27 protein-coding genes and 2 riboswitches are annotated in these 25,067 nt (G+C 51.1%); of the genes, 5 read left to right on the forward strand and 22 right to left on the reverse strand.

Annotation, left to right across the window (positions count from 1 at the left end; all coding sequences use genetic code 11):
• Positions 1–368 precede the first annotated feature (368 nt).
• From TY10_RS19060 to TY10_RS19070, 3 genes are all read right to left on the reverse strand, one after another.
• A complete protein-coding gene (locus TY10_RS19060) occupies positions 369–1,040 on the reverse strand; it encodes a DNA alkylation repair protein (protein WP_042167000.1) in 672 nt (223 codons plus the stop codon).
• Between the two features lie 87 nt (positions 1,041–1,127).
• Positions 1,128–1,721, reverse strand: a complete 594-nt coding sequence (locus TY10_RS19065; protein WP_042166879.1) for a P-loop nucleotide/nucleoside kinase family protein — start codon at positions 1,719–1,721, stop codon at positions 1,128–1,130.
• Positions 1,718–2,218, reverse strand: a complete 501-nt coding sequence (locus TY10_RS19070) for a CYTH domain-containing protein (RefSeq protein ID WP_042166881.1) — start codon at positions 2,216–2,218, stop codon at positions 1,718–1,720. Before TY10_RS19070 ends, TY10_RS19065 begins: the two co-directional genes overlap by 4 nt.
• Before the next feature lie 177 nt (positions 2,219–2,395).
• Here TY10_RS19070 and TY10_RS19075 point away from each other — a divergent pair, with 177 nt between their 5' ends.
• Together TY10_RS19075 and TY10_RS19080 are read left to right on the forward strand one after the other, a co-directional pair.
• Positions 2,396–3,250, forward strand: coding sequence for an SDR family oxidoreductase (locus TY10_RS19075; RefSeq protein WP_202903205.1), 855 nt, complete (start codon positions 2,396–2,398; stop codon positions 3,248–3,250).
• Positions 3,251–3,331: 81 nt separating this feature from the next.
• Positions 3,332–3,511: a hypothetical protein gene (locus TY10_RS19080; protein WP_042167003.1), complete on the forward strand. Its 180-nt coding sequence runs from the start codon at positions 3,332–3,334 to the stop codon at positions 3,509–3,511.
• 62 nt (positions 3,512–3,573) lie between these two features.
• Here the strand turns inward: TY10_RS19080 and TY10_RS19085 are convergent, their stop codons facing one another.
• From TY10_RS19085 to TY10_RS19175, 19 genes are all read right to left on the reverse strand, one after another.
• Positions 3,574–4,098: a hypothetical protein gene (locus TY10_RS19085; protein WP_042166882.1), complete on the reverse strand. Its 525-nt coding sequence runs from the start codon at positions 4,096–4,098 to the stop codon at positions 3,574–3,576.
• Positions 4,099–4,245: 147 nt separating this feature from the next.
• Positions 4,246–6,636 (reverse strand): ABC transporter permease, encoded by a 2,391-nt coding sequence (locus TY10_RS19090; protein ID WP_042166884.1) that lies wholly within the window; start codon positions 6,634–6,636, stop codon positions 4,246–4,248.
• Positions 6,633–7,397 (reverse strand): ABC transporter ATP-binding protein, encoded by a 765-nt coding sequence (locus tag TY10_RS19095; RefSeq protein ID WP_042166887.1) that lies wholly within the window; start codon positions 7,395–7,397, stop codon positions 6,633–6,635. Before TY10_RS19095 ends, TY10_RS19090 begins: the two co-directional genes overlap by 4 nt.
• A 90-nt stretch (positions 7,398–7,487) precedes the next feature.
• A complete protein-coding gene (locus tag TY10_RS19100; RefSeq protein WP_042166888.1) occupies positions 7,488–8,945 on the reverse strand; it encodes a sensor histidine kinase in 1,458 nt (485 codons plus the stop codon).
• A complete protein-coding gene (locus TY10_RS19105) occupies positions 8,938–9,660 on the reverse strand; it encodes a response regulator transcription factor (protein WP_042167004.1) in 723 nt (240 codons plus the stop codon). The genes TY10_RS19100 and TY10_RS19105 overlap by 8 nt, the downstream gene beginning before the upstream one ends.
• A gap of 198 nt (positions 9,661–9,858) precedes the next feature.
• The gene (locus TY10_RS19110) at positions 9,859–10,071 is read right to left on the reverse strand and encodes a hypothetical protein (protein ID WP_042166892.1); all 213 of its coding nucleotides are present in this window, start codon (positions 10,069–10,071) and stop codon (positions 9,859–9,861) included.
• Positions 10,072–10,455: 384 nt separating this feature from the next.
• Positions 10,456–10,878 (reverse strand): VOC family protein, encoded by a 423-nt coding sequence (locus tag TY10_RS19115; protein WP_042166894.1) that lies wholly within the window; start codon positions 10,876–10,878, stop codon positions 10,456–10,458.
• 62 nt (positions 10,879–10,940) lie between these two features.
• A complete protein-coding gene (thiD, locus tag TY10_RS19120; RefSeq protein ID WP_042166896.1) occupies positions 10,941–11,765 on the reverse strand; it encodes a bifunctional hydroxymethylpyrimidine kinase/phosphomethylpyrimidine kinase in 825 nt (274 codons plus the stop codon).
• Between the two features lie 31 nt (positions 11,766–11,796).
• Positions 11,797–12,909: a glycine oxidase ThiO gene (gene thiO / locus TY10_RS19125; protein WP_042166898.1), complete on the reverse strand. Its 1,113-nt coding sequence runs from the start codon at positions 12,907–12,909 to the stop codon at positions 11,797–11,799.
• Positions 12,910–13,009: 100 nt separating this feature from the next.
• Positions 13,010–13,789, reverse strand: coding sequence for a thiazole synthase (locus TY10_RS19130; RefSeq protein ID WP_042166901.1), 780 nt, complete (start codon positions 13,787–13,789; stop codon positions 13,010–13,012).
• A gap of 4 nt (positions 13,790–13,793) precedes the next feature.
• The gene (gene thiS / locus TY10_RS19135) at positions 13,794–13,991 is read right to left on the reverse strand and encodes a sulfur carrier protein ThiS (RefSeq protein ID WP_042166904.1); all 198 of its coding nucleotides are present in this window, start codon (positions 13,989–13,991) and stop codon (positions 13,794–13,796) included.
• Positions 13,992–13,995: 4 nt separating this feature from the next.
• Positions 13,996–14,619, reverse strand: a complete 624-nt coding sequence (gene thiE, locus TY10_RS19140) for a thiamine phosphate synthase (RefSeq protein ID WP_042166907.1) — start codon at positions 14,617–14,619, stop codon at positions 13,996–13,998.
• A 22-nt stretch (positions 14,620–14,641) separates the two neighbouring features.
• Entirely contained in the window at positions 14,642–15,700 is a 1,059-nt protein-coding gene (locus tag TY10_RS19145) for a ThiF family adenylyltransferase (RefSeq protein ID WP_042166909.1), read from the reverse strand.
• A 55-nt stretch (positions 15,701–15,755) separates the two neighbouring features.
• Positions 15,756–16,778, reverse strand: a complete 1,023-nt coding sequence (locus tag TY10_RS19150; protein ID WP_042166913.1) for an ABC transporter substrate-binding protein — start codon at positions 16,776–16,778, stop codon at positions 15,756–15,758.
• A gap of 45 nt (positions 16,779–16,823) precedes the next feature.
• Positions 16,824–17,585, reverse strand: a complete 762-nt coding sequence (locus TY10_RS19155) for an ABC transporter permease (RefSeq protein ID WP_042166915.1) — start codon at positions 17,583–17,585, stop codon at positions 16,824–16,826.
• The gene (locus tag TY10_RS19160; protein WP_238327790.1) at positions 17,582–18,451 is read right to left on the reverse strand and encodes an ABC transporter ATP-binding protein; all 870 of its coding nucleotides are present in this window, start codon (positions 18,449–18,451) and stop codon (positions 17,582–17,584) included. The genes TY10_RS19155 and TY10_RS19160 overlap by 4 nt, the downstream gene beginning before the upstream one ends.
• Positions 18,448–19,131, reverse strand: coding sequence for a thiaminase II (tenA, locus tag TY10_RS19165; RefSeq protein ID WP_155985970.1), 684 nt, complete (start codon positions 19,129–19,131; stop codon positions 18,448–18,450). Before tenA ends, TY10_RS19160 begins: the two co-directional genes overlap by 4 nt.
• Before the next feature lie 93 nt (positions 19,132–19,224).
• A riboswitch (TPP riboswitch) is annotated at positions 19,225–19,334 on the reverse strand.
• A 262-nt stretch (positions 19,335–19,596) separates the two neighbouring features.
• The gene (locus TY10_RS19170) at positions 19,597–20,367 is read right to left on the reverse strand and encodes a WGR domain-containing protein (RefSeq protein ID WP_042166918.1); all 771 of its coding nucleotides are present in this window, start codon (positions 20,365–20,367) and stop codon (positions 19,597–19,599) included.
• Positions 20,368–20,449: 82 nt separating this feature from the next.
• Complete coding sequence (locus TY10_RS19175; protein WP_042166920.1) at positions 20,450–20,644, reverse strand: DUF3934 family protein; 195 nt, start codon at positions 20,642–20,644, stop codon at positions 20,450–20,452.
• A gap of 137 nt (positions 20,645–20,781) precedes the next feature.
• Positions 20,782–20,868, forward strand: a riboswitch (ZMP/ZTP riboswitch).
• Positions 20,869–20,946: 78 nt separating this feature from the next.
• Here TY10_RS19175 and TY10_RS19180 point away from each other — a divergent pair.
• From TY10_RS19180 to htpG, 3 genes are all read left to right on the forward strand, one after another.
• Positions 20,947–21,807, forward strand: coding sequence for a bifunctional 5,10-methylenetetrahydrofolate dehydrogenase/5,10-methenyltetrahydrofolate cyclohydrolase (locus tag TY10_RS19180; RefSeq protein ID WP_042166922.1), 861 nt, complete (start codon positions 20,947–20,949; stop codon positions 21,805–21,807).
• Entirely contained in the window at positions 21,804–22,442 is a 639-nt protein-coding gene (locus tag TY10_RS19185) for a cyclodeaminase/cyclohydrolase family protein (RefSeq protein ID WP_042166925.1), read from the forward strand. Before TY10_RS19180 ends, TY10_RS19185 begins: the two co-directional genes overlap by 4 nt.
• Before the next feature lie 627 nt (positions 22,443–23,069).
• The gene (htpG, locus tag TY10_RS19190; protein ID WP_042166927.1) at positions 23,070–24,950 is read left to right on the forward strand and encodes a molecular chaperone HtpG; all 1,881 of its coding nucleotides are present in this window, start codon (positions 23,070–23,072) and stop codon (positions 24,948–24,950) included.
• The last annotated feature ends 117 nt before the right edge of the window (positions 24,951–25,067 follow it).

Raw genomic sequence — 25,067 nt, forward strand, 5'->3', positions numbered from 1 at the left:
GTGACCGATTAAATCGGTTAATTGAAAGTCGAGGATGTTGATTGCTCATTACTTTGTTTTATCGCTTTTTCTTACGAATGGCGAACCATTCATAAGGGCAGTTTTGCTCGTTGTTCAGTTTTCAAAGAACAATTTCTTTTGTGACAACGAAAGTTATCTTACCACATCCGTTATCTCGATGCAAGCTTTTTTTTTCGAAAGTTTCAAGCCGTTCAGCTTGTCCCATTCGCTCTTGCTCGCCTCGCCGACCGCATCTCTCTCGGCCGGAATTAGAATATACCATAGATGAATTACACAATGCAACTGTTTTTTTAAAAAAAACTTTAAAAAAGTTAAACCGACACCTCTGAACCCTCATAATAGAAAGATTAAGCCTTTATATGCTTCAAGGCTTCCTTCACACTTAATGGAGACAACCCAGCTCCCTGTACATACCTTACTACAGCCTCTTCATCGCTTTTCGCATATTCGCGCAGCGCCCACCCAATCGCTTTCCTTATAAAAAACTCCTCTTCATGCTTGCAGCTTTCCATATAACGGAACAATCTCTCCGTATCTGTACTTTCCTTATATCTTAATTGATACAACAATGCCGTCCGGCGCAGCCACATATTGTCCGATTGAATCCATCTCTCGGTGTAGTCAGACACCAGCTCCGGATATTTACGCAATAAGCTGCCGATAGAATGAGCTGCAAGAATATCTACCGTATCCCACCACGAATGCTCGACGATGAGCTTTCCCAATACTTTAATGTCCGAGATCTCTGCCGTCTTCTTGCGTTTATCCAGCAAATTCAGCGCCGTGTAGTGAAACTCACGCTCGGGTAAACTCCACAGCTCTACAGCAGCAGTTAATAACTCCTCTCCTTTCGGTACTCCATGTTCTTTCCAAAATGATTTGACCAATTCTACCCGCTCCGGCGACTTTAACCCCAGGAATGGGAATTGATTGCGCATATACGCCTGCATCGGAACGGCTTGTTCCGGATTGGCATGCTTCCTCAACCATTGTTCTAATGCTTCTATATATTCACTCAAGAACAAGACACCTCGTCCTTCATTAAGCTTCTAATAAAAAGAGGACTCAAGTCCACACACAGCCCGAGTCTCTCACGATAAATCCTTTCAGCCTTCGCCATCAATAAAACCCTCCAGCCGCGCGATTGTCAACTCACTAAACGGTTCGGAGTTGTCGAACTGCAGAAGCGAGCTCTCTGGAAGATTCCAGGCGAGTTCTCTTCGTTCCAGAGACCGGCTAAATTCACTCCAATGCTCCAGCTTCCACTCATCCAGCTTCAGCCCCCGCTGACTGATTCTGCCACGGTAGCTCTCTTGATCGGGAAGATAGACGATGACGACTTTCACATCCACGTCTTCGAATGAAGCGCCTATGCTGGAAAGCTCCTGTTCGATCCATAGCGGATCATTTAATTCCTTTGTAAAAGGCCCGATGACAACCGTATCGGTTCCAAGAGCGACATTCTCCAGTGCAGCGTCCATCGTAATCCGGTAACCGAGATCTCTGCAAAGCTTCTTATATTCTGCAGAATCACGGTCATAAGGATCTAGGCCGGCGGCCGTCATAATTGCTTTAGCCGCAGGCTGCAGCAACGTATCCATATCGAAGAGCGCCATACCCCGCTTCCCGGCCAGGGCCTTGGCGAGCGTTGTTTTGCCCGCACCAGCCCCGCCTACGAAAAATACAAGCTTGCGGGTCATGCGAATCCGCCTCCGGCTTGCAGCTGCTTCCACACTGCCTTATTGCTGTATTGCCTTTCCGTGCTAATATCTTGTCCGAACCAATCCGGGGCTGCAAACGCGTTCGCCTGCTCGACGGAATCAAATTCCACCTCAGCCACCGTTAATTGAATTTGATCGTAGATGTCGATTTCAATGACGATTCCGTTCCACTCCGCCGTAATCCGGTTTTTCGTAAGCGGTACGGCACCAAATGCTTGAATGATTTGCGTATAGATCCCTTCCGAGATGGAATATTCAATTTCCTCGCGTGCGAGGCCATTGCCTTTTTTGAATGTATGGGTAAAAGTCACTTCGCCTGTTGCCAGATCCGTTATCCGCCGCACTCTCAGTTCCTGATTGGCGTCCAGCGCCAAATACGTTTGCTCAATTCGCTGCTCCGACCGTTTAACCAGCTTGTCCGCTATCGCTTCCAGCGGCTGTGCAAGCAGAAACTTCCGTTCAATCTCAAGTGCCATCTGTCATTCTCCTTCTTTATGAAATAACCTTATTCTCATCATATCATAACGCGGTTTTGGAACGTCAGCGCAATTGTACTATATATAGAAGAAGATGTCGTAAGCCTCTACTTCTCTCTATATAAATAGAAAGATTGAGACATTCATTCTTTAATAAAAGAAAGGAGAGCTGCTGATATGGGGTTGTTTGCAGACGATTTATTGCAGGACAAGGTCGTTCTGATTACAGGAGGCGCAACAGGACTAGGACGGGCCATGGCGGAAAAATTCGCAGCGCTTGGAGCAAAGCTTGCCATTGCAAGCCGGCGTGAAGAGACACTGCGGCAAGCAGCATTGGAGATGAGCACCGAACATAACCCGGTCTTCTATAAAAGCTGCGACGTTCGTGATCCCGCTCAAATTGAGGAGCTTGTTAAGGCGGTGGAGCATCATTTTGGCCGGATCGATGTGCTAGTGAACAACGCGGCAGGCAATTTCATCAGCCCAACGGAGAAGCTTTCACCACGCGCAGTGGATGCGGTATTGAACATTGTGCTGCATGGCACATTTTACACGACGCTTGAAGTAGGCAAACGATGGATTGAACAGGGGCATCACGGTACGATGCTCAATATTGTAACGACCTATGCCTCCACCGGTTCCGGTTATGTCGTACCTTCCGCTGCAGCAAAAGCCGGCGTATTGGCCCTGACCCGGTCACTTGCTGTAGAATGGGCGCGGTACGGCATTCGCCAAGCGGCAATAGCTCCAGGACCCTTTCCTACAGAAGGCGCATGGTCCAGACTGTCTCCCACACCTGAATTCGAGCAAAAGATGATCGCCCGCATTCCCCTTGCGCGTACCGGGGATAAGGAGGAGCTTGCGAATCTCGCAGCATACCTGATCTCTGACTATGCCTCCTACATTAATGGAGAAGTGGTCACTATCGACGGTGGCGAATGGCTTCAAGGGGCCGGGCAGTTCAACGGACTATCAGATGTAACCCCAGAGCAATGGGACATTCTCTCCGAATTAACGCGTAAAGGTAAATAGCCATCATCATCCCGAGCAGAAGCAGCAGGCAGCCGCTTTATGATATACTGCAAAATAAACGTGTATATGGAGGGTTTTAAGGTGAAAATTTATGTCATTCTCTCATTTAATGAAGAAGGGATGGACAATGTGTACGTCGGCGACGACGAGGAAAAGGCGCTGGCATTCAAACCGGCCGATTTCGAGAACTGCGATGCGCTATTCGTAGAGATATGGGAAGACGGCGAGAAGGTCGACGACTACCGCTTGGAGAACGAATAAACAGCCAAAGAGGAATGAATGGAGCTTAACGCCCCTTTCATTCCTCTTTTCTTCCCTATAACTCAAATTTCAGACACAGTAAGGAGAGCCGACAGCGTCTTCACCATATGCTCCAGCAGCTCCGGAATGTCCTCCATTTGATCCTCATTGATTTTACGCTGGAATGCCAGCTCGATTGTATTCGAATATTGAGGGATTTGCTGCCCGTAAGCGAATGACAAAGTTTGAACAGGCGGCTCTTCGGGCTGCCATATATCCTGAATGATCGCCTCGACTTGCGCGCACTGCCTGTCCACATTCTCTATCGGCATATGGAAAAACAAACGCAGCGTGCAGGCAGGGTTCTCGCCTTCCACCGCCAGCAGCTCCGAAGCCAAATCTTTCAATGAAGCCTCTAGCTGCAGCTCTGCCGATAAATCACTTGAATCGGCTAATGTAAACCGAAGGGCAAACAGCCTCGACATAATGGCCATCTCCAGCCGGTCAACCCGATGCGTAATCCGAATCGTGCTGTCGAGATTATCGAGATCATAAGCGTAATTTTCGATGGCCACTTTCAAATTATCGAACACGGTAGGATCGAACAAGCGCATCCTCTCCTTCAATGTAATGGATACCCGATTTGCTTAGCTAATAGTATAAATGCTGAGAAGCTAACTTGCATAAAAAAATAGAACCAAACCTCGCCCCTATCGGAACGATGTCTAGTTCTATTTCAGTAGCTAGTATTCCTTCTATTCAATAATTAATATTCTCGGAGAAGTCCGGGTCAGCCAGCGGGATGCATGCCATGCCCCAAAGCTGGCAGCAGCCGCGCTAACGACGGACGCCACTGCAATGCCAATCGGGGGTAAGATAAGCGGAAGCTTGGCGATACCGTAATCCAGCAGCAAAGATTTCAACAAGCCCGGCATGCCGAAAATGCCGATCACGATGCCTAGTCCCGCTCCAATAAGAGTCAGAATGGCGACGCCTAGTGTAATTGCACCTCGAATAGATGCATTCGTCATGCCCAGCGATTTATAGATGCCGTATGTTCCGCTTTCCTTCCATACTGCTATACGGCAAACGCTATAGATAATCATAAAGGTTACGCCTACGAACAGTAATGCAAGCATTCCTAAGGGGACAATTAATACGGCCGATGCCTCTGTGAATACCGAATCCAGCAGCGTCTGCTGCGTTGCGGCCGTGACGGATTGCGGGTATTTGCCGTTTAATTCGGTGACAACCTGCTCTGCAATCCGGTAATCATGCAGATTAATAAAAGCGACATCTGCGTCATGCTTCCCCGTCTCATCACTCGCATTCAATGCATCAGCCATTATTCTGGCCGAATTGGACATGTTGGCAATGGCCTGATAGATTCCGCTCACCAGCATCGTGTGCTTACGGCCTTCAATGTAAACGTCCATCGTATCCCCTACTTCTTTGCCAAACTTGCTGGCAACGTTAATGCCTATAGCCATCTCGTTCCTATGAACCGGATTGCTTCCCTCAAGCACGGTAAAACCAAGTTTATCGTAGCTGCCGTCCAGTACGCCGAGGGAGATGCTCGCCGCCCCCGATGCCCCTTTCTCCGATGGCAGAACACCATTCAGTAAAGTGAGCCAGCCCGCGTCTTTGACTCTGGCGTCTCCTCGCACAAACGTCTCAAAGTCATCGCTGGAATACGCCTCTTTATTGTAAAACGATACCGAAATATCGGCTGAATCATAGCCCCACTGGGCGGCGGTTTGCTGAATTGAGATGATGCTGTTGAGCAAAACGCAGCTAAAAACGAGGACCGCCGTCGTTACAGCTGCCAGCGCTGCTATGAGCACAGAGCTTTTTCCGTTTTTGACAATATGCTTAAAAGCGATGACAGCCTTAATCGGCCAACGTCCGAATGTTATGCCCACTCCAAGACAGCGGGCCATTCGGCCGCTTTGCGCCTCCGACATGCCATAGCGAATCGCTTGTGCAGGCTGGACCGACTTGATTTTCCCGCTGAAAGACAGCACACAACCAATTACAAGCAGCAGCAGGAATAATCCCGCGGCTATCGCGAGCCAGCCTCCCTCTTGTAGAGCCGCAGCATTGGATTCCGACGTTTTCAGAACCGATAACGAATTGTTAAGTATTAGCGCCGATGCGAAACGGCTAATTACAAGCCCCGGTATAATTGCAGCCGTCGCCAGAATAGCATATTGCAGCGCATAAGCTCCAACGATTCGAGCGGAGGACAAGCCTGTCGACTTCAGGACACCGATGGTCCGGTAATTAGATAGAATCGCATCCGAAATCGTATAGCCAATCGTAAACAACCCGATCAACATCATGACGATACCGAGACCCACCATTACAAAACCGATAATCCGGTTCAATATTAAGTAAAAGGCCGATATTTCCTCGAACTCCACTCTCTCTTCCAAATAAGGCATGCCGAAGTGCCCCTCGAAGCTTGCCCAATATTCACCTTGCCGCTCATAGTCTTGAAACCGCAGCCCCAGTATATAGTTGTCGCTGCCCTCTTGTCCCTCCATGATCTGCATGTAATCATTATGATTCATCCAAATGCGGGAGGTAGTCGCGAACGGGGCACCGTACGGGAGATCGATTACGACAGCAGATACCTGGAGCTCAAACACCCCGTTACCAGTCTTAAAAGACAGCATATCCCCGGCCTTGATCCCTTGCGTATAGGCTAAGGATGTAGGAATCCAAGCCGTTCCCGGCCTTGGAGCCTCTTCGCCTGCTCCATCTGCAAATAACAGCCGGTCTACAGAAGGAGGCTGCGCGGGCGTATCCATCATCATCACGTATAAATTGGGCAGCTCTTCTCCCTTATAGCTGACTCCTGACAAATAGCGGAACGGAACAGGTTCTGATGCCGCCACTCCCTCTTGCCCGTTCCACCATTGATAAAGCTGCTGCGGATCATGAAGGCCTTTCGTTATGGTCAAAATCTGATGAGCGCCATTCGTCCGCTTATGCACATCATTAAACAAATTGTCGGTATTCGACAGCACCGTTGCCGACGTGCCAAGCAGCAGAGCAGCGAGCAAAATGAGCAGCGCGATGAGACCGTTCTGCAGCTTTTTCCGGTACAGGCTTGCGCGGCAAAGCGCCCATACCGCCCTCATTGCTGCTCCCTCCCCGTCACATAGGCGAAAATAACACTTTCGCGCTGCTGCACGGCTTGCTCCTCATATTTGTCAAACTCCAATATGCCGCCAACCTTGCCATCGCGAATATAGATAAGCCGGTCGGCCCGGCAAGCCGCCTTGATATCATGGGTAACCATCACGATCGATTGTCCCTGACGGTTCCTCGCCGTCAAAATATCGAGAATCGCCATGCCATGCTCGTAATTCAAGCTGCCGGTGGGCTCATCAGCGAATAAAATATCGGGGGAATTTACGAGAGCCCGCGCAATTGCAGCCCGCTGCTGCTGGCCGCCGGAGGTCTGGGACGGCAGCCGATTGCGCTGGCCGTCAATTTCCATCGCTTCCATCAGCGATTGCGTTTTCTCCCGTACCGCTTTGGGCTCGCCGCCCGCAATATAGGCGGGCAAAGCGATATTTTCCATAATCGTCAAATCCGGCACCAGGTTGATGCTTTGATAAATATACCCCAGCTTGCTTGCACGGAACGCCGCCATCTCCCTCTCGCTATAGCCGTCGATCCGCTCTCCCCTGTACTGAACCTCTCCCGCCGTCAAAGCATCGAGGCCGCTCAGCAGATACAACAGTGTGGACTTCCCGGACCCCGAGTTGCCCATAATTACGGTGAAGTCTCCCTCATAAATCTCCAGATCAATATTGCGAATTGCATGATACTGCTCGCTCCCTGTCGAATAGGTTTTGCACAGGTTGCGGGCTTCTATTATTGCTTGCTTAGTCATTCATCAGCCCTCCGTCCGTCAATCTGACTCCATTCTAGCGGGCCAATCTATATAGACGCTTATCAAATTATGAATAAATCCTTACAGCCCTTACACCAGCGGAAGCGTAAATGAAAAAGCAGTTCCCTTGCCGCTCGCGCTTTGGAAATCAATATAGCCCCCGTGCGCCTCGACGATATGCTTACAGATGGATAATCCCAGGCCGCTTCCTTCGCTCACCTCACTCTGTCCGGCTTTGCCTTGATAATAGCGTTCGAATATAAACGGCATGTCCTGCGGCGATATGCCGGCTCCGGTGTCTGCTACCGTAATCCGCAGCTGCTCCTTGCCTTGAATGCTGGCTTGCTCAACGCTTATTGTAATCCGGTCGCCGGGCGACGTATGCTTCAGCGCATTCGCTACCAGATTGACGATCACCTGTTCAATTCGTACAGCGTCCGCACGGACCAGCACATCCGGAATTTCCTCTGCCTGCGGCGCGTCAACCTCGATGCCCGCCGTCCTTACATAATGAGCGTTCGGCTGAATGATCGGTGTCAGCAGCGCCCGGCTGTAGCTTTCTACAGGTACGACTGAAATTTGCCCCAGTTCCTTCAGCGCATGGAGAAGCAAATCGTCAATCAGCCTGGCCATCGTGTCTGCCTGTGTCTGCATAACTTCCATATAAGCCATCACCGATGGGAGATCTGGACATACGCCTGCCCGGATCGCTTCGATATAGGCTTTGACCGTCGTGAGCGGCGTTTTCAAATCATGCGAAATGTTCGTAATGAGCTCCTTCTGCGCCTGCTCCTGCTCTTGCTTGCGGAGCTGAAGATGCTGCAGCTCCAGCCGCATCTGATCGAACATCACGTACAGCTCGCCCCATTCATCAGCTTGAAGGCGCTCAATCTTTTGCTCATAATGCCCTCTCAGCATCGTTTCCGAATGGTTTTTCAAATCGGCAATTGGAGCTATCGCGTCCCGCTTCAGCTTCCGGTTCAATACGATAAGCAAAGCTAGCATCACGAAGAATAATATACATATAAGGACTAGGAGAGTGGTTTGCCGCGATGGCTGGGCACTCGGCTTCACCAGCACCTCCTCAGGCACTGTGAAAATCGCATTGGCGATTTGGACATCCGTCCCTTCCTCAATAACGGGAAAAGCGATCCGGTATTCGCCGTTACTGCTATTGGCCGCATAGAGATCGTAATGCAGCGAGGCTCGCAGATTGAGGCTGGACATCTCTTCCTCCGATGAATAGATGACCGTGCCGTCGAGAAGGACAACCGCTAATCCCATATCCGGCAGCTCCAGCTTGGATTGAAGGATCACGCTCGCCTTCCCGGATTGCCGAAGCTCAGTTAAGGCGCCTCGCTTCTCCAGCTCCAGCATCACGGCATTCGTCTTTAACCGCACTTCATTAATAACTAAACCGCGAGCCCTTGTCCGGCTGTCCTGCGAATTTGCAAGCAAATAGACGCCAATGCCCGCTATGCAGATTAAGATGAGCCATGACGCTGTCAGCCATCTTTTCAGCCAGACGCTCAAATAACCGTTATTCATCCTGAGCATCTTCCCTTGTGCTGAACTTATAGCCGACGCCCCAAACGGTCCGCAAGTAGATTGGTTTGGAAGGGTCTGCCTCCAGCTTCTCGCGAAGCCGGCGAATGTAGACGGTGATCGTATTCTCATCGCCATACGCGCCGTATCCCCATACCGCGTCAATCAGCTGGCTCTTGGAAAACACCTGCTCCGGATGCTCCGCCAGATGAAGCAGCAGCTCAAATTCCTTTGCGGACAACGAAATCTCCCGGTTATTCAATGTTACTCTGTATGCCCTCTTATCAATTGTGATCGCACCGCGCCGCAGCGAATCATCCTGCTCCTTCTGGATGCGGCTTATGCCGTCCAGCCGGCGCAAGTGCGCCTGAACTCTCGCGACAAGCTCGCTCAGCGAGAACGGTTTTGTCATATAATCATCGGCCCCGAAGCCAAGACCAAGCACTTTATCGGTGTCGCTGCTGCGGGCGCTTAACAATAGAAGCGGAGTTGCATACCTCTCGCGAATATGGCGGCACAGCTCCATCCCATCGGTATCTGGCAGCATAATATCTAATATAATGAAATCCGGCGCATACGTCTCAATCGCTTCTCTTCCCTCACGGCCGGTTCCAAACGTCTGAACCTCATAGCCGTTGACCGTCAAATAATCTTTAATAACACGCGCTATCGCCTCTTCGTCTTCGATGACCAGAATGCGCTTTTTCCCCTCGTTCATCATCGCTGCGTAGCTCCAATCTTCGAATTCGATCTCGATCCCATTTAGGCTACCATTTCGACAAATGGTGTGAATTTCCTGTATTGACGTTTACCTTTTATCCACCCTAGTAATGAATAAAAGTTTTATATAATGCCTCCTAATCTGGAGAAAATAAAAAACACCCACATCATGTGAGTGCTTTAGGTGACGCTATAGCTATATAGGTTTCATTTCAATTTCGCCGCTTTTGCATTTCCGGATAAACTCGCTCATAGCTGCCCGGGATTCAGGCGTATGCCCGCTGCGGGGATCAGTCAAAACACCAACAGGATCAATGATCCGAGCTTCGTTATCGCCAATAGCTCCGACAGTTACTCGTATAGGTTGTCCTTCAGCAGTAAGGACACCAGGCAATACTTTTCGTGTCATAAGATCACACCCTTTTACTTAGTACTATCACTAGCAACTAAATACCAATCTGACATGTCCCAACCCCCATAACTACGATCACACACAAGTCGAAACTATTATACAAATAGTGCCCCGCTCAAATTATGCATGGCGACATAGCCCATCCCTTCGTATCCGGCAGTATAATATCCAATATAATGAAATACATCGCTTCAATCCGCGAATTCGCTATCAATCTATGTTTAATCTAACTTTTCGACAAATAGCGTGAATTTCCTGTCATTGCATTGAGACCGCATATAAAAAAGGCTTTGCCGGCGGACTTGGAGGAGCGCCAGTTCTTCTCTGACCGGCAGTTCTCCACTGTCCTTCACGACAAAGCCTTCTTGAAATAACTCTCATTTATTTAGGCAGATTGAGCTGCCATGACACGCCGTACCGGTCCTGCACCCAGCCGAATTTTGCGCTAACCGGAGACTCTGCGAGCGGCATCAGCACGGCCCCGCCGACAGACAATTGGTCAAATACGCGCTCCAGCTCCTCCTCCGTGTCGCAAGTGACAAAGAGAGAAAGCGCCGGCGTAAACGAATGCTTATGCTGCTTGTCCAAATTGTCGATGCACATAAAGGACTGCCCCTTCAATGAAAATATCGCGTGCAGCACCTTCTGCTCTTCACCCGGCGCCACCGGAATGCCGACATCTCCGAAGCGGGTTACTTTATCGATTCTTGAATCGTCAAATATCGAGGTGTAAAGTTGAATCGCTTCCTCCGCCTGTCCGAAAAACATTAGAAACGGATTGATCTTCTGCGCTGTTTGTCCCATGCTTCTTCACCTCATGTACAGAATCGCTTTCGAGCACATGGTAGCATGAACGGCGGCCAAGCTCAAGACTGAGCGACCAGGCTGCGCCGGTAAGCCCAATGGTTGGTTGGTCCATGACCGCCGCCAATGGTGATCCCATCTTCAATTGCCGCTTGAATGAAATCTTTAGCTTGTCTCGCAGCTGCCTCTATATTAAGCCCTGCAGCCAAGCCAGCCGTAAGCGCGGCGGAATAGGTGCAGCCCGTACCATGCGTACGGGCTGTCTCCACCCGCTTGCCTGACAATTCGCTGAAGCTGCTCCCGTCATACAGCAAATCAATTGCTTCTTTGCCTTCCTCATGTCCGCCTTTAATAATGACATGCTTTGCGCCAAAGCCGGCAAGCCGTTTAGCTGCTTCCTTCTTATCGGCGCTGGTGCGAATCGGAATGCCTGCCAGCCGCTCCGCTTCCGGAATGTTGGGCGTAAGGACAGCAGTAAGCGGCAGCAGCTTCTCCGTCATAGCTCGAATTGCCTCTACCTGCAGCAGTGAAGCACCGCCTTTGGCAATCATGACGGGATCAACGACAACCTTCGTCCAGCCGAAGAAAGCGATTGCCTCTGCCACTGCAGTAATAATCTCGGCGCTGAACAGCATACCTGTCTTCAAAGCGTCCACGCCGATGTCGCTGCCGACGGAATGAATTTGTGCAGTAACAGCTTCCGCGGCAACGGGGAACACGCCCTGTACGCCAAACGTGTTCTGCGCCGTCAACGCTGTCAGCGCAGACATGCCGTAGACGCCAAGCTCCTGGAAGGTTTTCAGGTCAGCCTGAATACCAGCCCCGCCTCCGCTGTCAGAGCCGGCTATCGTCAATGCTCTCGCTACATAGCCCTCTATCTGCTCCATGTTTGTCCCCCGTTCCTATTTCTCTTCTTCATTAATAAGTAAATCGTCCGGGAGCAAAAGCCTCCAGCATATCCGAAACCTTATTGCCGTCGATGTAATCGGCCACGACTTTTGCCGTCACCGGGCTAAGCAAAATCCCGTTGCGGTAATGACCTGCCGCCATCAGAACGCGATCATTGCCCTCCAGCGGACCGAGCAGCGGATAGCCGTCCTGCGTCGAAGGACGAAGGCCCGCCCACCGGTGGAAAGGTGTTTGTTCCGCAAGAAACGGAAACGCCTGCTTATTCCAATTGCGCAGCCGTTCGATGCCGCGTTCCGTGACCGTTGTATCAAAGCCTGCTACATCCTCGGAAGCGCCGCAAACTAACGTGCCATTTTCCTTGGACACCAGATAGCCTTGATTGCTGAATACCATATGATGAACTGGCTTAATCTCCGCCTCATAGGCACAAATTTGCCCCCGAATCGGATAGACCGGAATGCGGATGTCCAGTGTCTCTTCTAATTCCTGCGCCCACGCCCCGGTGCATACGACCAGCCGGTCGCCGCCAAAACGCCGGCCGTCCTTCGCTTGAACAACGACCGTATTCTGCCATTCCGCAATCACCAGACTGCCCAATTGTTCATGAAAATGAACACCCGTCAGCCGGCATGCCTGCTCCAGCGCTTCCACATAATCAGGAGCATAAAGATGGCTTTCTGCCGGTGTATACAATGCCGCCTTTACTTGCCGGGAAAGGAACGGCTCCTTACGGAAGAGTTCATCTCCCTCCAGCAGAACACCGCCAGAGCCATGTTCCCTTTGCCATAGAAGACGACCCTCCAGCGCCAGCCGGTCCGCCTCATGATACACGATATAGAGGCTGCCGGAATCGCTGTACTCGAAATCATGTCCAGAGATCGACCGGATCATATCCCTCCATTCCGGATACAGCCGCAGACTTTCCTTGCCTAGATGAAAAAAAGCGTCCGGCCCCTCTACATTTTCCGAGAAGGGCGCCAGCATGCCCGCAGCCGCTCCCGATGCTTGACCGCCACAACGATTGATCTCAAGTACAATCGCTTGATGTCCTCGCTGCTGCAGCTCGAAGGCGCAGGAGAGGCCGATCACGCCTCCGCCCATAATGACTACCGTTTCCCCCATCGCAGTTCCAGCTTTCTGTCCTTAATTTCGCAGGCCATTGCTGGCCTCTTCTGGTTTTTGATAGATATATTTGCCTCAGTAATAGTTACTTCAATAATAGTTATTTCAATAGAAACTGCTCATGCCCGCTGCTAGCTGAGGCATAGCGTTTTTTCGCAATGCGGCCTGACAAGTACGACAATCTGCCGGCTTCTATCGCCAGCTTCATCGCCCTCGCCATGCCTACTGGGTCCTTCGCCTTCGCAACAGGTGTATTCATTAATACACCGGCTACACCTAGCTCCATCGCCTGCACAACATCACTGGCTGAACCAAGGCCAGCGTCAACGATGATCGGCACCTTCGCTTCCTCTACAATAAGTCCAATATGATAGGGATTAAGAATGCCCAATCCCGTCCCAATTGGGGCCGCGCCCGGCATAACCGCCGCTGCTCCCGCTTCCTCCAGCCTTTTGCACAACACAGGGTCATCTGAGGTGTAAGGCAGCACGGTAAAGCCCTCTTTGACGAGTATTTCCGTCGCCTTCAGCGTCTCCAGCGGATCTGGCAGCAGCGTGCGCTCATTGGCGCTGATCTCCACTTTGATCCAATCGCTAAGGCCCGATGCCCGGGCAAGCCTTGCTATGCGCACCGCTTCGTCGGCCGTGCTGGCACCGGAAGTATTCGGCAAGTAACGGAAAGCTTCACCTTCCACATGCTGAAGGATGGAATCATCCTCCGTAGAGGCCAGATTGACGCGGCGAATCGCAAACGTCAGCACCTCTGCCCCAGAGGCTCTAATCGCCTCCTTTTGCACATAAGGATTCGGGAAAAGTCCCGTGCCGATAAAAAACCGCGAATGCAGCTCATGTCCTCCAATTTGCCATGTATCCTTCTTCATGTGCTCAGCCCCCTCCGACAAAATGAACCAATTCGATCCGCATCATAGGTCGAACCTCAGCCGACGCCCACTGCTCCTTCGTCAGTACAGTTCCATCGGCCTCAACAACAACCGGCCTGCCTTCCAGTCCAAAATGGATAACGACCTCTTCAATCGTGCGGGCTTCCAGCTCCTGCTTTTGTCCGTTGACTATCAGTTCCATTCCGCTATTCCCGTCCTTCCAGCTTGCTTAGAAAAGCACGGCAAGTGCCGGCCACGTCCGCGCTGCCGACAATTTCGCTAACCGCACAAATTCTTGTCGCTCCCGCGGCAATAACTTCGTCCACGTTGCTCAGCTTAATGCCGCCAATGGCAACGAAAGGAATTCGAACCCGGCTTGCTACTTCTTGCACATAAGCAACCGTCACCGGATCAACGACATCAACCTTCGTCTTCGTCGCAAAAACCGGCCCGACGCCGATATAGTCGGCACCTTGTTCCTCGGCAAGCAGCGCTTCTCCAATCGCATGGGTGGAGATGCCAATTATCTTATCACCCACTAGCCCTCTAGCTTCCTGCAGCGACAGATCGTTTTGACCAAGATGAATGCCGTCAGCGTCTACCTCCAGCGCAATATCGATGTAATCGTTGACGATGAATGTTACACCATGCTTGCGAGTCAGCTCGCGAAGCGCCCGCGCTTTGCCCAGTACCTCTTCCCGGCTGCTGTCTTTATCACGCAATTGAATAATGTCCACACCGCCAGCAATGGCTTCCTCCATCACTTCCAGCAGATCACGTCCCGGGTGAAACTGCTCCCCAGTAATGGCATATAAGCGAAAATCCTTCATACGTTCACGCTCCTCTATTCATTTATGAACCGATATAACGGGCATAGATCGACTTGGCGCGTACGATATCTTCCGTTCCTTGCACAAGAACACGTCCGTCTGGAAACAGCACGAGGCGCTCTCCCTCCGGAAGCTCCGCCTTCAATAAATAAGCGTTCAGCTCCACCTTCACTGCCGCAGGCTCCAGACGTTTGCGCCATTGCTCCAGCAAAAGCGGGCCTCGCCCGGATATTTGCACCGTGCTTCGGCCGCATAACGATACGGTAGAATCCCGCTCCGTAATTTGCAATGCAGGATATTGCTTCAGCTGACAGCAGGCACACTGCTGGTTCGGCTCGCCAAGCTTCATCTCGAAATAGTGATTATTCCACACATCAAACGTCACGAGACTATGTCTTCTTGCTTCCTGCGCATCGACCAGAAACTTAAGCGCCTCAACGGCCTGATAAGAAGCGACAATATCAACGACCGGCGAAATGACACCGATCGTATCGCAGGTTTGTCCGGTGCTTTCCCCCGAGGACAAGAAGCAGCGCAGACAAGACGTCTGCCCTGGCACCAGAATGGCGCTCATGCCCCGTGAGCTGACAGCCCCGCCGTAAGCAAATGGAATACCTTTGCGAAAACAGGCGTCATTAAGCAAAAAACGGGTTTCAAAATTGTCAGTGCCGTCCAGCACCAAATCGATGCCATCCAGCAATTCATCGATATTGTGGACCGTAACGTCCGCCACAATCGCTTCGATTCGCACATCGGAATTGATGCGGCGAAGCTTCTTTTCAGCGGCAATTGCCTTCGGATAGCCCTGCTCAACATCCTCTTCATCGAAGAGCATCTGCCGCTGAAGATTGCTTTTCTCCACATAATCCCGGTCTACGAAACGTACTCGTCCAACGCCTGCTCGAACCATATGGTTCGCCAGCACCGTGCCGAGTGCTCCCATTCCAATAATAAGTACGGCACTTTCGCCCAGCTTATGCTGTCCGCTCTCACCGATGGGGGCAAACAGCATTTGCCGGGAGTACCGCTCCGGGCTGCCCTGCTGCTCTTGCTCCTCCCGTTGTCCTTGATGCTCTTCCATGCGGCCTGCCTCCGTTCATCGTTTTTGCATGGAATCAACCATGTCATCTCAACCTCTATAAATTGCGAAAGACATCTTTCGCCTCGTACGATTTTCTAATTTGTCCGCGTTCCTTCAGCCAGTCAATGACCGAATTCCACGATTGCTCGGATTGACTGCCAAACGGCTCGGAGCCGGCATCCATCAATGGAAGCAACACAGCCAGGCTTTGCTTCTCAATGTCCGGGTCGAGCGGAAAATCCTTGCTTTGCTGGTCCAGCAGCAGTCCAAGCGCTTCGTCCGGATGGCTCACCGTATAGGCCTGCCCTTTGGCCGCCGCCGCGATAAATTTCTTAATCGCGCCGCTTTTGCGCTCCAGCCCTTTCTCGCTTGCCGTCAGCACCAGCTCGTAATAGTCCGGCACGCCGTAATCGGCAGGATTGAAGGAGACGAGCTCAATGCCTTCTTTTTCTATCAGCAGCTTCTCATGATTAATATAGCCGCCGATGATAGCATCAACCTTCTTCGTCGCCAATGCCGGGATCAGATCCCAGCCTATATCGACATAACCAAGACTAGCGGGGTCACCTCCGTCTGCTTCGACCATCGTGTTGACCATCGCTTCATCCAGAGGAAGAGACGGATAGCCGATTTTTCGTCCAGCCAAATCTTTAGGCGTCTTTACACCGGAAGCAGCCGGAACAAACAGTTGATTGAGCGGGTGACGGACAATCGCCGCAACCGATACGACCGGAATATCCTCCGAGCGCGACACGGCCACTTGCATTTGATAGCTGAGCGCCAGATCGGCTTTGCCCGTTGCGACCAGCTTCAGGGCATCACTCGTATCCGCTGGGGTTTGAAGCTTCACCTTTAAGCCTGCTTCAGCGAAATAGCCCTGCTGCTCTGCGGCGTATAAAAAAGTATGAACAGCATTCGGATACCAGTCCAGCAGCACCGTCAGTTCTTCAGTCTTGCCTTCTGCTGCCGATTCTTTCCCGCTGTTAGAAGGGGATGAGCAAGCCGCTACAGTCAGCAGCAGCATTGCCGTTAAGCCTACGGCAAACAGCCTTTGTAATAATCGATGACGAAATAACATGAATGATTTCCTCCCGTTGATTCCAGCTAATGTAGTGAATTAACACTATGATTTATTCGTTCCACGATGACCCAGCATCATTTTCTCAACCGCTTGGGCAGCTGCGAATAATACGATTCCCATAAGCGACAGCAGCAGTACGCCAGCAAAAACATCGTCGCCCCGCAGCATGTTCGCTGCCCGTTTCGTGAACATGCCAAGGCCTGACTCTCCACCCAGCCACTCGCCAAGCGTTGCGCCGCCGACGCTGATCGCGGCAGCCATTTTCAAACCGGTGAAAAACGAGGGCAGCGCAGACGGTATTTTCCACTTTACGAATAAATCCCGCTTGCCCGCTCCCATCGTGCGGAGCAGATCGCCAATCTCAGTATCCGCCGCGCGAAAACCATCTGCTGTATTCATGGCAATCGGGAAAAAGGTAAACAAAATAACGACGGCTATTTTGCTTCCAAGATCATAGCCGAACCACATCACCATGATTGGCGACAATGCAATGATCGGAATCGTCTGTGAAGCTACGACCAGCGGATAGACCGTTTTGCGAGCCAGCGCCGAGCTGTCGATCCAGATAGCCGATAAGATGCCGCATACGATCGAGAACGCCAATCCAAGCAGTGCTTCGCCCAATGTAACGAAGAAATGCTTGCCCAGTACGTCCGCATTGTCGAAGATCGACTGGAGAACAGCCGACAGCTTCGGAAAAATATAATGCGGAATAGCGAACAGGTTCGTTGCAGCCTCCCAGCACACCGCTAGCAGAAGGATGAATAGCAGCACCGGCAGTTTCGCTTTCAGGCTGGTCTTCATCTGGCCGCTCCTTCCTGTAACCGGACACTTCGGCGTGAATCGGTGCCGGTACGATCAGCAGCTTCTCTCCCGTCGTCGGTCACAGAATTCAGACGGCCAAACTGCTCCATCAGCTCTCTCTTCAACGCAACGAACCGGGCGTCCAGCACTGTCTCGTAAGTACGCGGACGAGGCAGTTCAATCGGGATCGATTGAAGCTGCGTAATCGGTCTCCGGGCAGCTACGAGCACCCGATCGGATAACAGCAGCGCCTCATCGATATCATGTGTTATGAACAGAATCGTCTTTTTACGCTTCTCCCACACCTGAAGGAGCCACTGCTGCATACCGGTGCGCGTCATGGCATCCAAGGCGCTGAACGGCTCATCCAGCAGCAGTAAATCGCCTCCGCCAAGCAAGGAGCGAAGGAATGATACCCGCTGGCGCATACCGCCAGACAGCTCATGAGGATACTTCAACGCCGTTCCCTCTAATCCTAGCTCAGGCAGCAGCTCCAGCACCCGCTGGCGCGCTTCACGCTTCGAGCTTCCTTGAAGCTCCAGCCCGACTGCGGCGTTGTCCTGTACTGTTCTCCACGGCATAAGGCAATCGCGCTGCGGCATATAGCCGACAGCATTTTGCTCAGCTGTTGCGCTGCCGTTAACCGCGATCACGCCTGAGTCTGGTACGAGCAGCCCGGCAAGCAGCCGGAACAGCGTCGTCTTGCCCATACCGCTAGAAGCTACTATGCTGACGAATTCGCCTTTGTTGACTGAGAAGCTCAAATCGTGGAACAGCGGCTCTTCGTCTGGAAAACCATAGTGCAGCCCTTGAACGGACAGCGCATAATCCCGCGGGTCTTCCATCGCCTTCAGCCCCTTGCTCACACCGGCCACTCTTCCAGGCGGTACGCCATATCCCAAAACATATATTCCAGCTTGGATGCGATTAGAAAATGCCGCTCCAGCTTGGCAAGCTCGAACTCATTCAGCCCCTCAGCCAATTGGTCCATCACACCGATGCACCAATCAGTCAATTCACTGAATTCAGCCGAGCTGTACATGCGTATCCATTCTCCATAGAGCGGATGCTCCAGCGCTGCAGGATCTTGTGCAAACAAGACACCGATCTCCCTGTAGCTCCACATGCAGGGCAGTACGGCCGCCGTTACTTCGGCAAGCGTTCCTTGCGCTGCCACATCCAGCAAGTATTTCGTATAGGCAACCGTCGTTGGAGCAGGCTCCGTCGACTCCAATTGCTCCCGCGTCACGCCAAACTTTTCGGCATACTGCCGGTGCAGTCCCATCTCTACATTAAGCGTAGAGTTGCATAGCTCCGAGAACTTACCCATCATTTCGAGATCGCCGGCCTTGATGCTGCCGTAAGCAAACATTTTGGCATAATCGATCAAGTAGACATAATCTTGCATGAGGTAATATTTGAAGCGATCGGGGTCAAGCGTCCCCGCCTTAAGCTCCGCCAGAAACGGATGCCGGTGACTTTGCTCCCAAATCTCCTTCGAGCCTTCATACAATCTGTCGCTGAATTTCACACTTGTTTTTACCATTTTTCATCTGCACTCCTTTGCTTAGTAACCGTTGGTAACGTAAGCTAAGGCGCTCGAAACACAACAAAAAGCCATTCGAGAATAGACGAATGGCTTACAATTCGAAATGTTCTCTACGCCAGCATTACCTGGTTCAGATTAACGGTCAGGCAAACAAGTTGCCTATCTCAGCCGGACTTTATCCAGCACCCGCACTTCATATGCGATTTATCACCAATACTATAACTGATCATCCTCTATTAGGCAATACGAGCCAAAAAGTTCATAACAGCGGAATTTGATTTCCGTATAGAGAAAATAGTTCACTTAAAACCGCAGAAACCTGCATTTTGCTCGATTCCGGCCAGTAATTAAAGAAAATAGTTCAGTTAGAAGCCCTGTATTAGCGATAGGTTGAGCATCGGTGCTGCTCCTTCAAAACTTCCTGCACCGTGAAAAACAGCTGCAGCCAATATCCATTTTCCTCTAATGTACATCCGTATCAAAACTAGCTAAATCCTTCGCTATCTGCTCCCGGATCCATCGGCCCTCCTCCGTGTCACCTGTCAGCCGCTTCAACACAGCCATACGATCCAGCGACCGGAGCGCCTCCGTTCTCAGGGCAAGACTCAGCTCGCCCATAATCTTGATCCCACCTAATGCCGCCGCTACAATCACACGGTCGTTCAGCAGCAAAAGCTCCGCGTTGCTCATCCGGTCCAGCTTTGGCCCCTCCAGCAGTTTTTTCACAAAAGCTTCATCGCTCCGATGAGCCGGGACATACAGCATGTCCCAGTCCCTCTCGATCAGCAAATGCGGGAAAGACGCCGTCAACTCAACGTTCTCAACGTTCCCAGCCGCCTGCTCCCTTATCAACATTTCCAATGCGCGAAGCGCTTCAAGGCTTTCCTTCATGCCAAACGGAGCGTCCCCGTCGTCCGCCATGTAATAGAATGGCTGAGTGAAATGTCCCGTAAAACGAGGGTGTGAGGTATAGGCATTCAGCCCTTCATTTGGATCGTCATAGTAATATCCGCAGCGATCAAATGACGGGTCCGCCCAATAGCCCTTTTTCAGCTTTTGCGCAATGATCCGTTCCGCTTGGCGAAAGCATTCTTCCTCGCTCCTGAACCTTTTATCCAGCATTCTGCCGTTCGTGTTGATCCGTCCAAAATGAACGGTGTACACCGGGCCGTTGCATGAAATACGCCAAAATTTATTCGACCGCCCGCTTTGAAATATAAATGCGCGTTTCATAGCAGCCTCCCCTTGACAGCTCTATCTATCTGCGTAAAAAAAGACCATCCCCTCAGCTTTCCGGGAACGGCCCTTCGCTTGCTTAATTCGAGTCCTTCTTAACGCTTGCAGAAGCGCCTTCGCCGCCTTCATCCGCCTTCTTGCCGGCCGCGCCAGGCTTGGCATTTTTACTGAACACGCGCTTCGCACTTTTCGCTTTTGCTGCTTTATCCCAACGGCTCCAGCCTTTTTTGCCCGTTCCTTGCCCGATGCCGCTTTTCTTTTTTCCTTTGGTCAATCGTTACAGCTCCTCGTCTATCGCAATCTACTAAGAAGTATTGTACCAATAGCGGGTGATCAATAGCAATGATTCTCGCATAATGCTTTAACCCAACGCTTTCTTTTCCGACATCCTTTTGGTAAAATACATTCAATATCGCCGCATGCGACTGGCGAGATTCGAGTGGAATAAACCACGAGGAAGCATGCGGCTGCACCGTGCCGTTCGCCTGGGGAAAAGTATTTGCGGGTGCTCGTTTTTGACGAGCGCTCCGCGGATACTTTTTTTGCATTTTATCCCACACAAGGAGGAACAAAACAATGACCTTAATGATGAAAGCAAAAGAAGCGGCGGAGCTCGTCTACATCGGAATCACTTCACAAGTGGAAGGATGGAAACCGAGAGGGATTCAACCCTGTATCGCAACGCTGCTGGTTGAGGGCGATCCCGCTTCCGCTTACTACGCAGGGGCTAAACGCAAGCTTGCCGGCCGGTTAGGCATTGCCTTTCAATTGCACGCCTTCCCTTCCGATGCAAGCGAGGAGGAATTGTTGGAACGAATCCGTCTCCTTAATGCAGACGCCAACGTTCACGGCATTATGCTGGAGCTTCCTTTGCCCAAGGGGATCTCAGCCCGTACTGTTGAGAATGCAATCTCTCCCGCAAAAGACGTCGACGGCGTGACGCCAGCGAATAAGCTTGCCGTCGTCACTGGTGAGGACGGCTTATATCCTGCTACGCCGCAAGCCTGCATCCGGCTGCTCAAGCATTATGGCTATTCACTATCGGGGAAAAACGTAACGTTAGTCGGCAGAGGCCAGACGGTTGGTCTGCCATTATTCCATATGCTGCAGCGGGAGCAGGCCACTGTAACCGTCTGCCATTCCCGCACGCCGGACATCGCTTCGCATCTGCGGCATGCCGAGATTGCGTTCGTCGCCGTCGGCCAGCCAAACCTCGTTAGCAAAGAGATGATGCACGAGGGTTTGGCCGTCATCGATGCGGGAATAAATGAACAAGCAGACGGAAGAATCATCGGCGACGCAGCAACCGATATCGGAGATATAGCCGCCGCTGTTTCTCCTGTGCCTGGAGGCGTCGGTACGCTGACAACTGCCGTTCTGTTCGAAAATCTCATGAAAGCACTCGCTACGCAACAAGGGGAGGTTCAACCGCAATGACTCAAATAAACTGGGATCATTCCATCCGCGATTTTGTTCAGCAATCATCCAGCTCCAGCCCTACGCCAGGCGGAGGCAGTGTGGCCGCCCTCGCAGCAGCGCTTGGCGCCGCCATGACCTCCATGACTTGCAACCTGACGCAAGGCGAGAAGTATGCCAGCATCCAACCTCTTGTAACCGAGGCATTGGCGAAAATGCAGCATTTCATCGGGCAAAGCGAGACGCTGCTCGCCGCCGACATCGCTTCCTTCGATACGTATATGCACGCGATTAAGCTCCCTGCCGGAACGGAGGAGGAGAAAACGCTGCGCAAGCAAGCTATTCAACTGGCTGCCATCAAAGCAATTGATGTGCCTCTGGAATTGATGAAGGCATGCAAGAGCGGCCTTGAGAGCGCCGCAAGCATCGCTGACGCCGCCAACAAAAATGTCATCTCCGACCTCGGTATCGGCGCCATCATGATGAAAGCAGCTGCCGATTCCGCCCTATTGACCGTTCAGATCAATCTGAACAGCTTAAAGGACGCCGAATTGAACCGCCAATATAGCGATAAAGCGAAACGGCTCATGGAGGAGATCGGTACGCTCCACGCTGTGACTGTAAAAAAGGTTCAGGAGCGCATTTCTGGAAATTAATTGCTGTGCGGAAGACACGCCATGATTATCAGTGATTATGGCAGTCGCGTCATTAGCTACGTTAATTCTGCTTTGTACCGCAGTCATCCCATTAGCGATGTCAATTCCGCTTTGTACCGCAGTCATCCCATTAGCTGCGATTACAATGTCTCTTGCTCCTTCACAACCTGCCATAGTCGCAGCACAAACGGTTTCTTAGGTTGTCCGCCCATCGGTCGGCCAGCCTAAGAAGCCTTTTTAGCCAATATTGCAACTCCTATAGCCTCCTCGCAGCAAACAAAATGCAAAAGCACAGTTCATTTCCCACTATTTAGTAGAAAAATCACTTCAAAATGCAAATCTGCAGGTTGGATGCCGCATAATCGCCCAATTCAACCAGATTGGGCAAATCAAAATGTATTTTTACATTTTGAAGCGCAAATACAGCCTTTTTCCTCTTAACAACATGCACATTTGCATTTTGAATACGTCAGGCCGCTCCCAGCAGCCCCTTCATCTCCGCCCCAACACAGCTCCAACATTGACAGTGCAAATTGGGATATGGTATATAAAAGAAAGAATTAGCACTCGTACACAATGAGTGCTAAACTAAATCGAAAGCTTCCCCAAATCGAAAGGAGCTCCTTCATGTCAAAGAAACAGTTTCAAGCCGAGTCCAAACGACTGCTCGAGATGATGATCAACTCCATTTATACGCAAAAGGAAATTTTTCTGCGCGAACTCATTTCCAACGCAAGCGACGCCATCGATAAAATATACTATAAAGCGCTCACCGACGATCAGCTGAACTTCGACCGTGACAGCTATTTTGTGAAAATTACAGCCGACAAAGCAAACCGGACGCTGACGATCTCCGATACAGGTATCGGTATGACCGAAGAAGATCTGGAGAACAACCTCGGCATTATCGCGAAGAGCGGCTCCCTCGCATTCAAGAAGGAGAATGAAGCGAAGGACGGCCATAACATCATCGGCCAGTTCGGCGTTGGCTTCTACTCCGCCTTCATGATCGCCGATGAAGTGACTGTTGTCAGCAAGGCGCTCGGCAGCGAGCAAGCCTACAAATGGGAATCGACTGGTGCAGACGGCTACACGATCGTACCTTCCGAGAAAGCAACTATCGGCACGGACATTACGCTGAAAATTAAAGAAAACACCGAGGACGACCAATACGATGAGTATTTGGACGAGTACCGCCTGAAATCGATTATTAAAAAATATTCGGATTTCATCCGCTACCCGATCAAGATGGACATCACCAGCTCCCGTCCGAAGGAAGGCGAAGAGAACGAGTTCGAGAGCTTCACAGAAGAACAGACGGTCAACAGCATGATTCCGATCTGGCGCAAAAACAAATCCGAGCTGACGCCAGAGGATTATGACAACTTCTACTTCGAGAAGCGTTACGGCTTCGACAAGCCGATCAAGCATATCCATATCAGTGCAGACGGCGCGGTCGTCTACAATGCGATTTTGTACATTCCGGAAAACACTCCGTTTGACTACTATACGAAAGAATACGAGAAAGGCCTTGAGCTGTATTCGAACGGTGTCCTCATTATGGACAAATGCTCAGACCTGCTTCCGGATTACTTCGGCTTCGTCAAAGGGATGGTCGATTCGGAAAACCTGTCGCTCAACATTTCCCGTGAGCTGCTGCAGCATGACCGCCAGCTTCAGCTGATCGCGAAAAACATTAAAAACAAAATTAAAGGTCAGCTGCAAAGCTTGCTCAAGGATGAGCGGGATAAATACGAGAAGTTCTACGAGTCGTTTGGCCGCCAGCTGAAATATGGCGTATACAGCGATTACGGCGCAAACAAAGACACGCTGCAGGATCTGCTGCTGTTCTACTCCTCGAAGGAGAAAAAGCTCGTCACGCTGGACGAATACATCTCCCGTATGCCGGAAGACCAGAAGTTCATCTACTACGCTGCAGGCGAATCGATCGCCCGTATCGAGAAGCTTCCGCAAACGGAAATTGTATCGGACAAAGGTTATGAAATCCTGTACTTCACGGACGATATCGACGAATTCGCTGTGAAGATGATCGCAAGCTACAAGGAGAAGGAATTCAAATCGGTATCCAGCGGCGATCTTGGCATCGAGCCGGATGCAGACGATAAGGACAGCAATGCAGAGGAGAACGAGAACCAGGATCTGTTCGCGCATATGGCTGGACTGCTGTCGGGCAAAGTGACGAAAGTCAAAGCTTCGAAACGTTTGAAATCTCACCCGGTCTGCTTGTCCACTGAGGGCGAAGTGACGATCGAGATGGAGAAAATTTTGAAGGCGATGCCGAACAATCAAGATATTAAAGCGGAGAAGATTCTGGAAATCAACGTTAACCACCCGGTTTATGCCTCGCTGAAGGCTGCTTACGAGCAGGATAAAACGAAGGTCGACCTGTACACGAGCCTGCTGTACAACCAAGCGCTTCTAATTGAAGGCTTGCCGGTTCAAGATCCGGTTGAGTTCACGAACGATATTTGCAAAATCATGGTATAAGACTACGGCCTTGATTAAGGCTCAAAGAACGGCTGAACATTCAGCCGTTCTTTTTTTGTTCCAATGGGTGTAAAAAAAACGCCGGTAACCTTAAGCAGCAGGTGACCGGCGTTTCCC

Origin of the sequence: Paenibacillus gorillae (assembly GCF_000513275.1) — a bacterium.
Lineage (GTDB): Bacteria > Bacillota > Bacilli > Paenibacillales > Paenibacillaceae > Pristimantibacillus > Pristimantibacillus gorillae.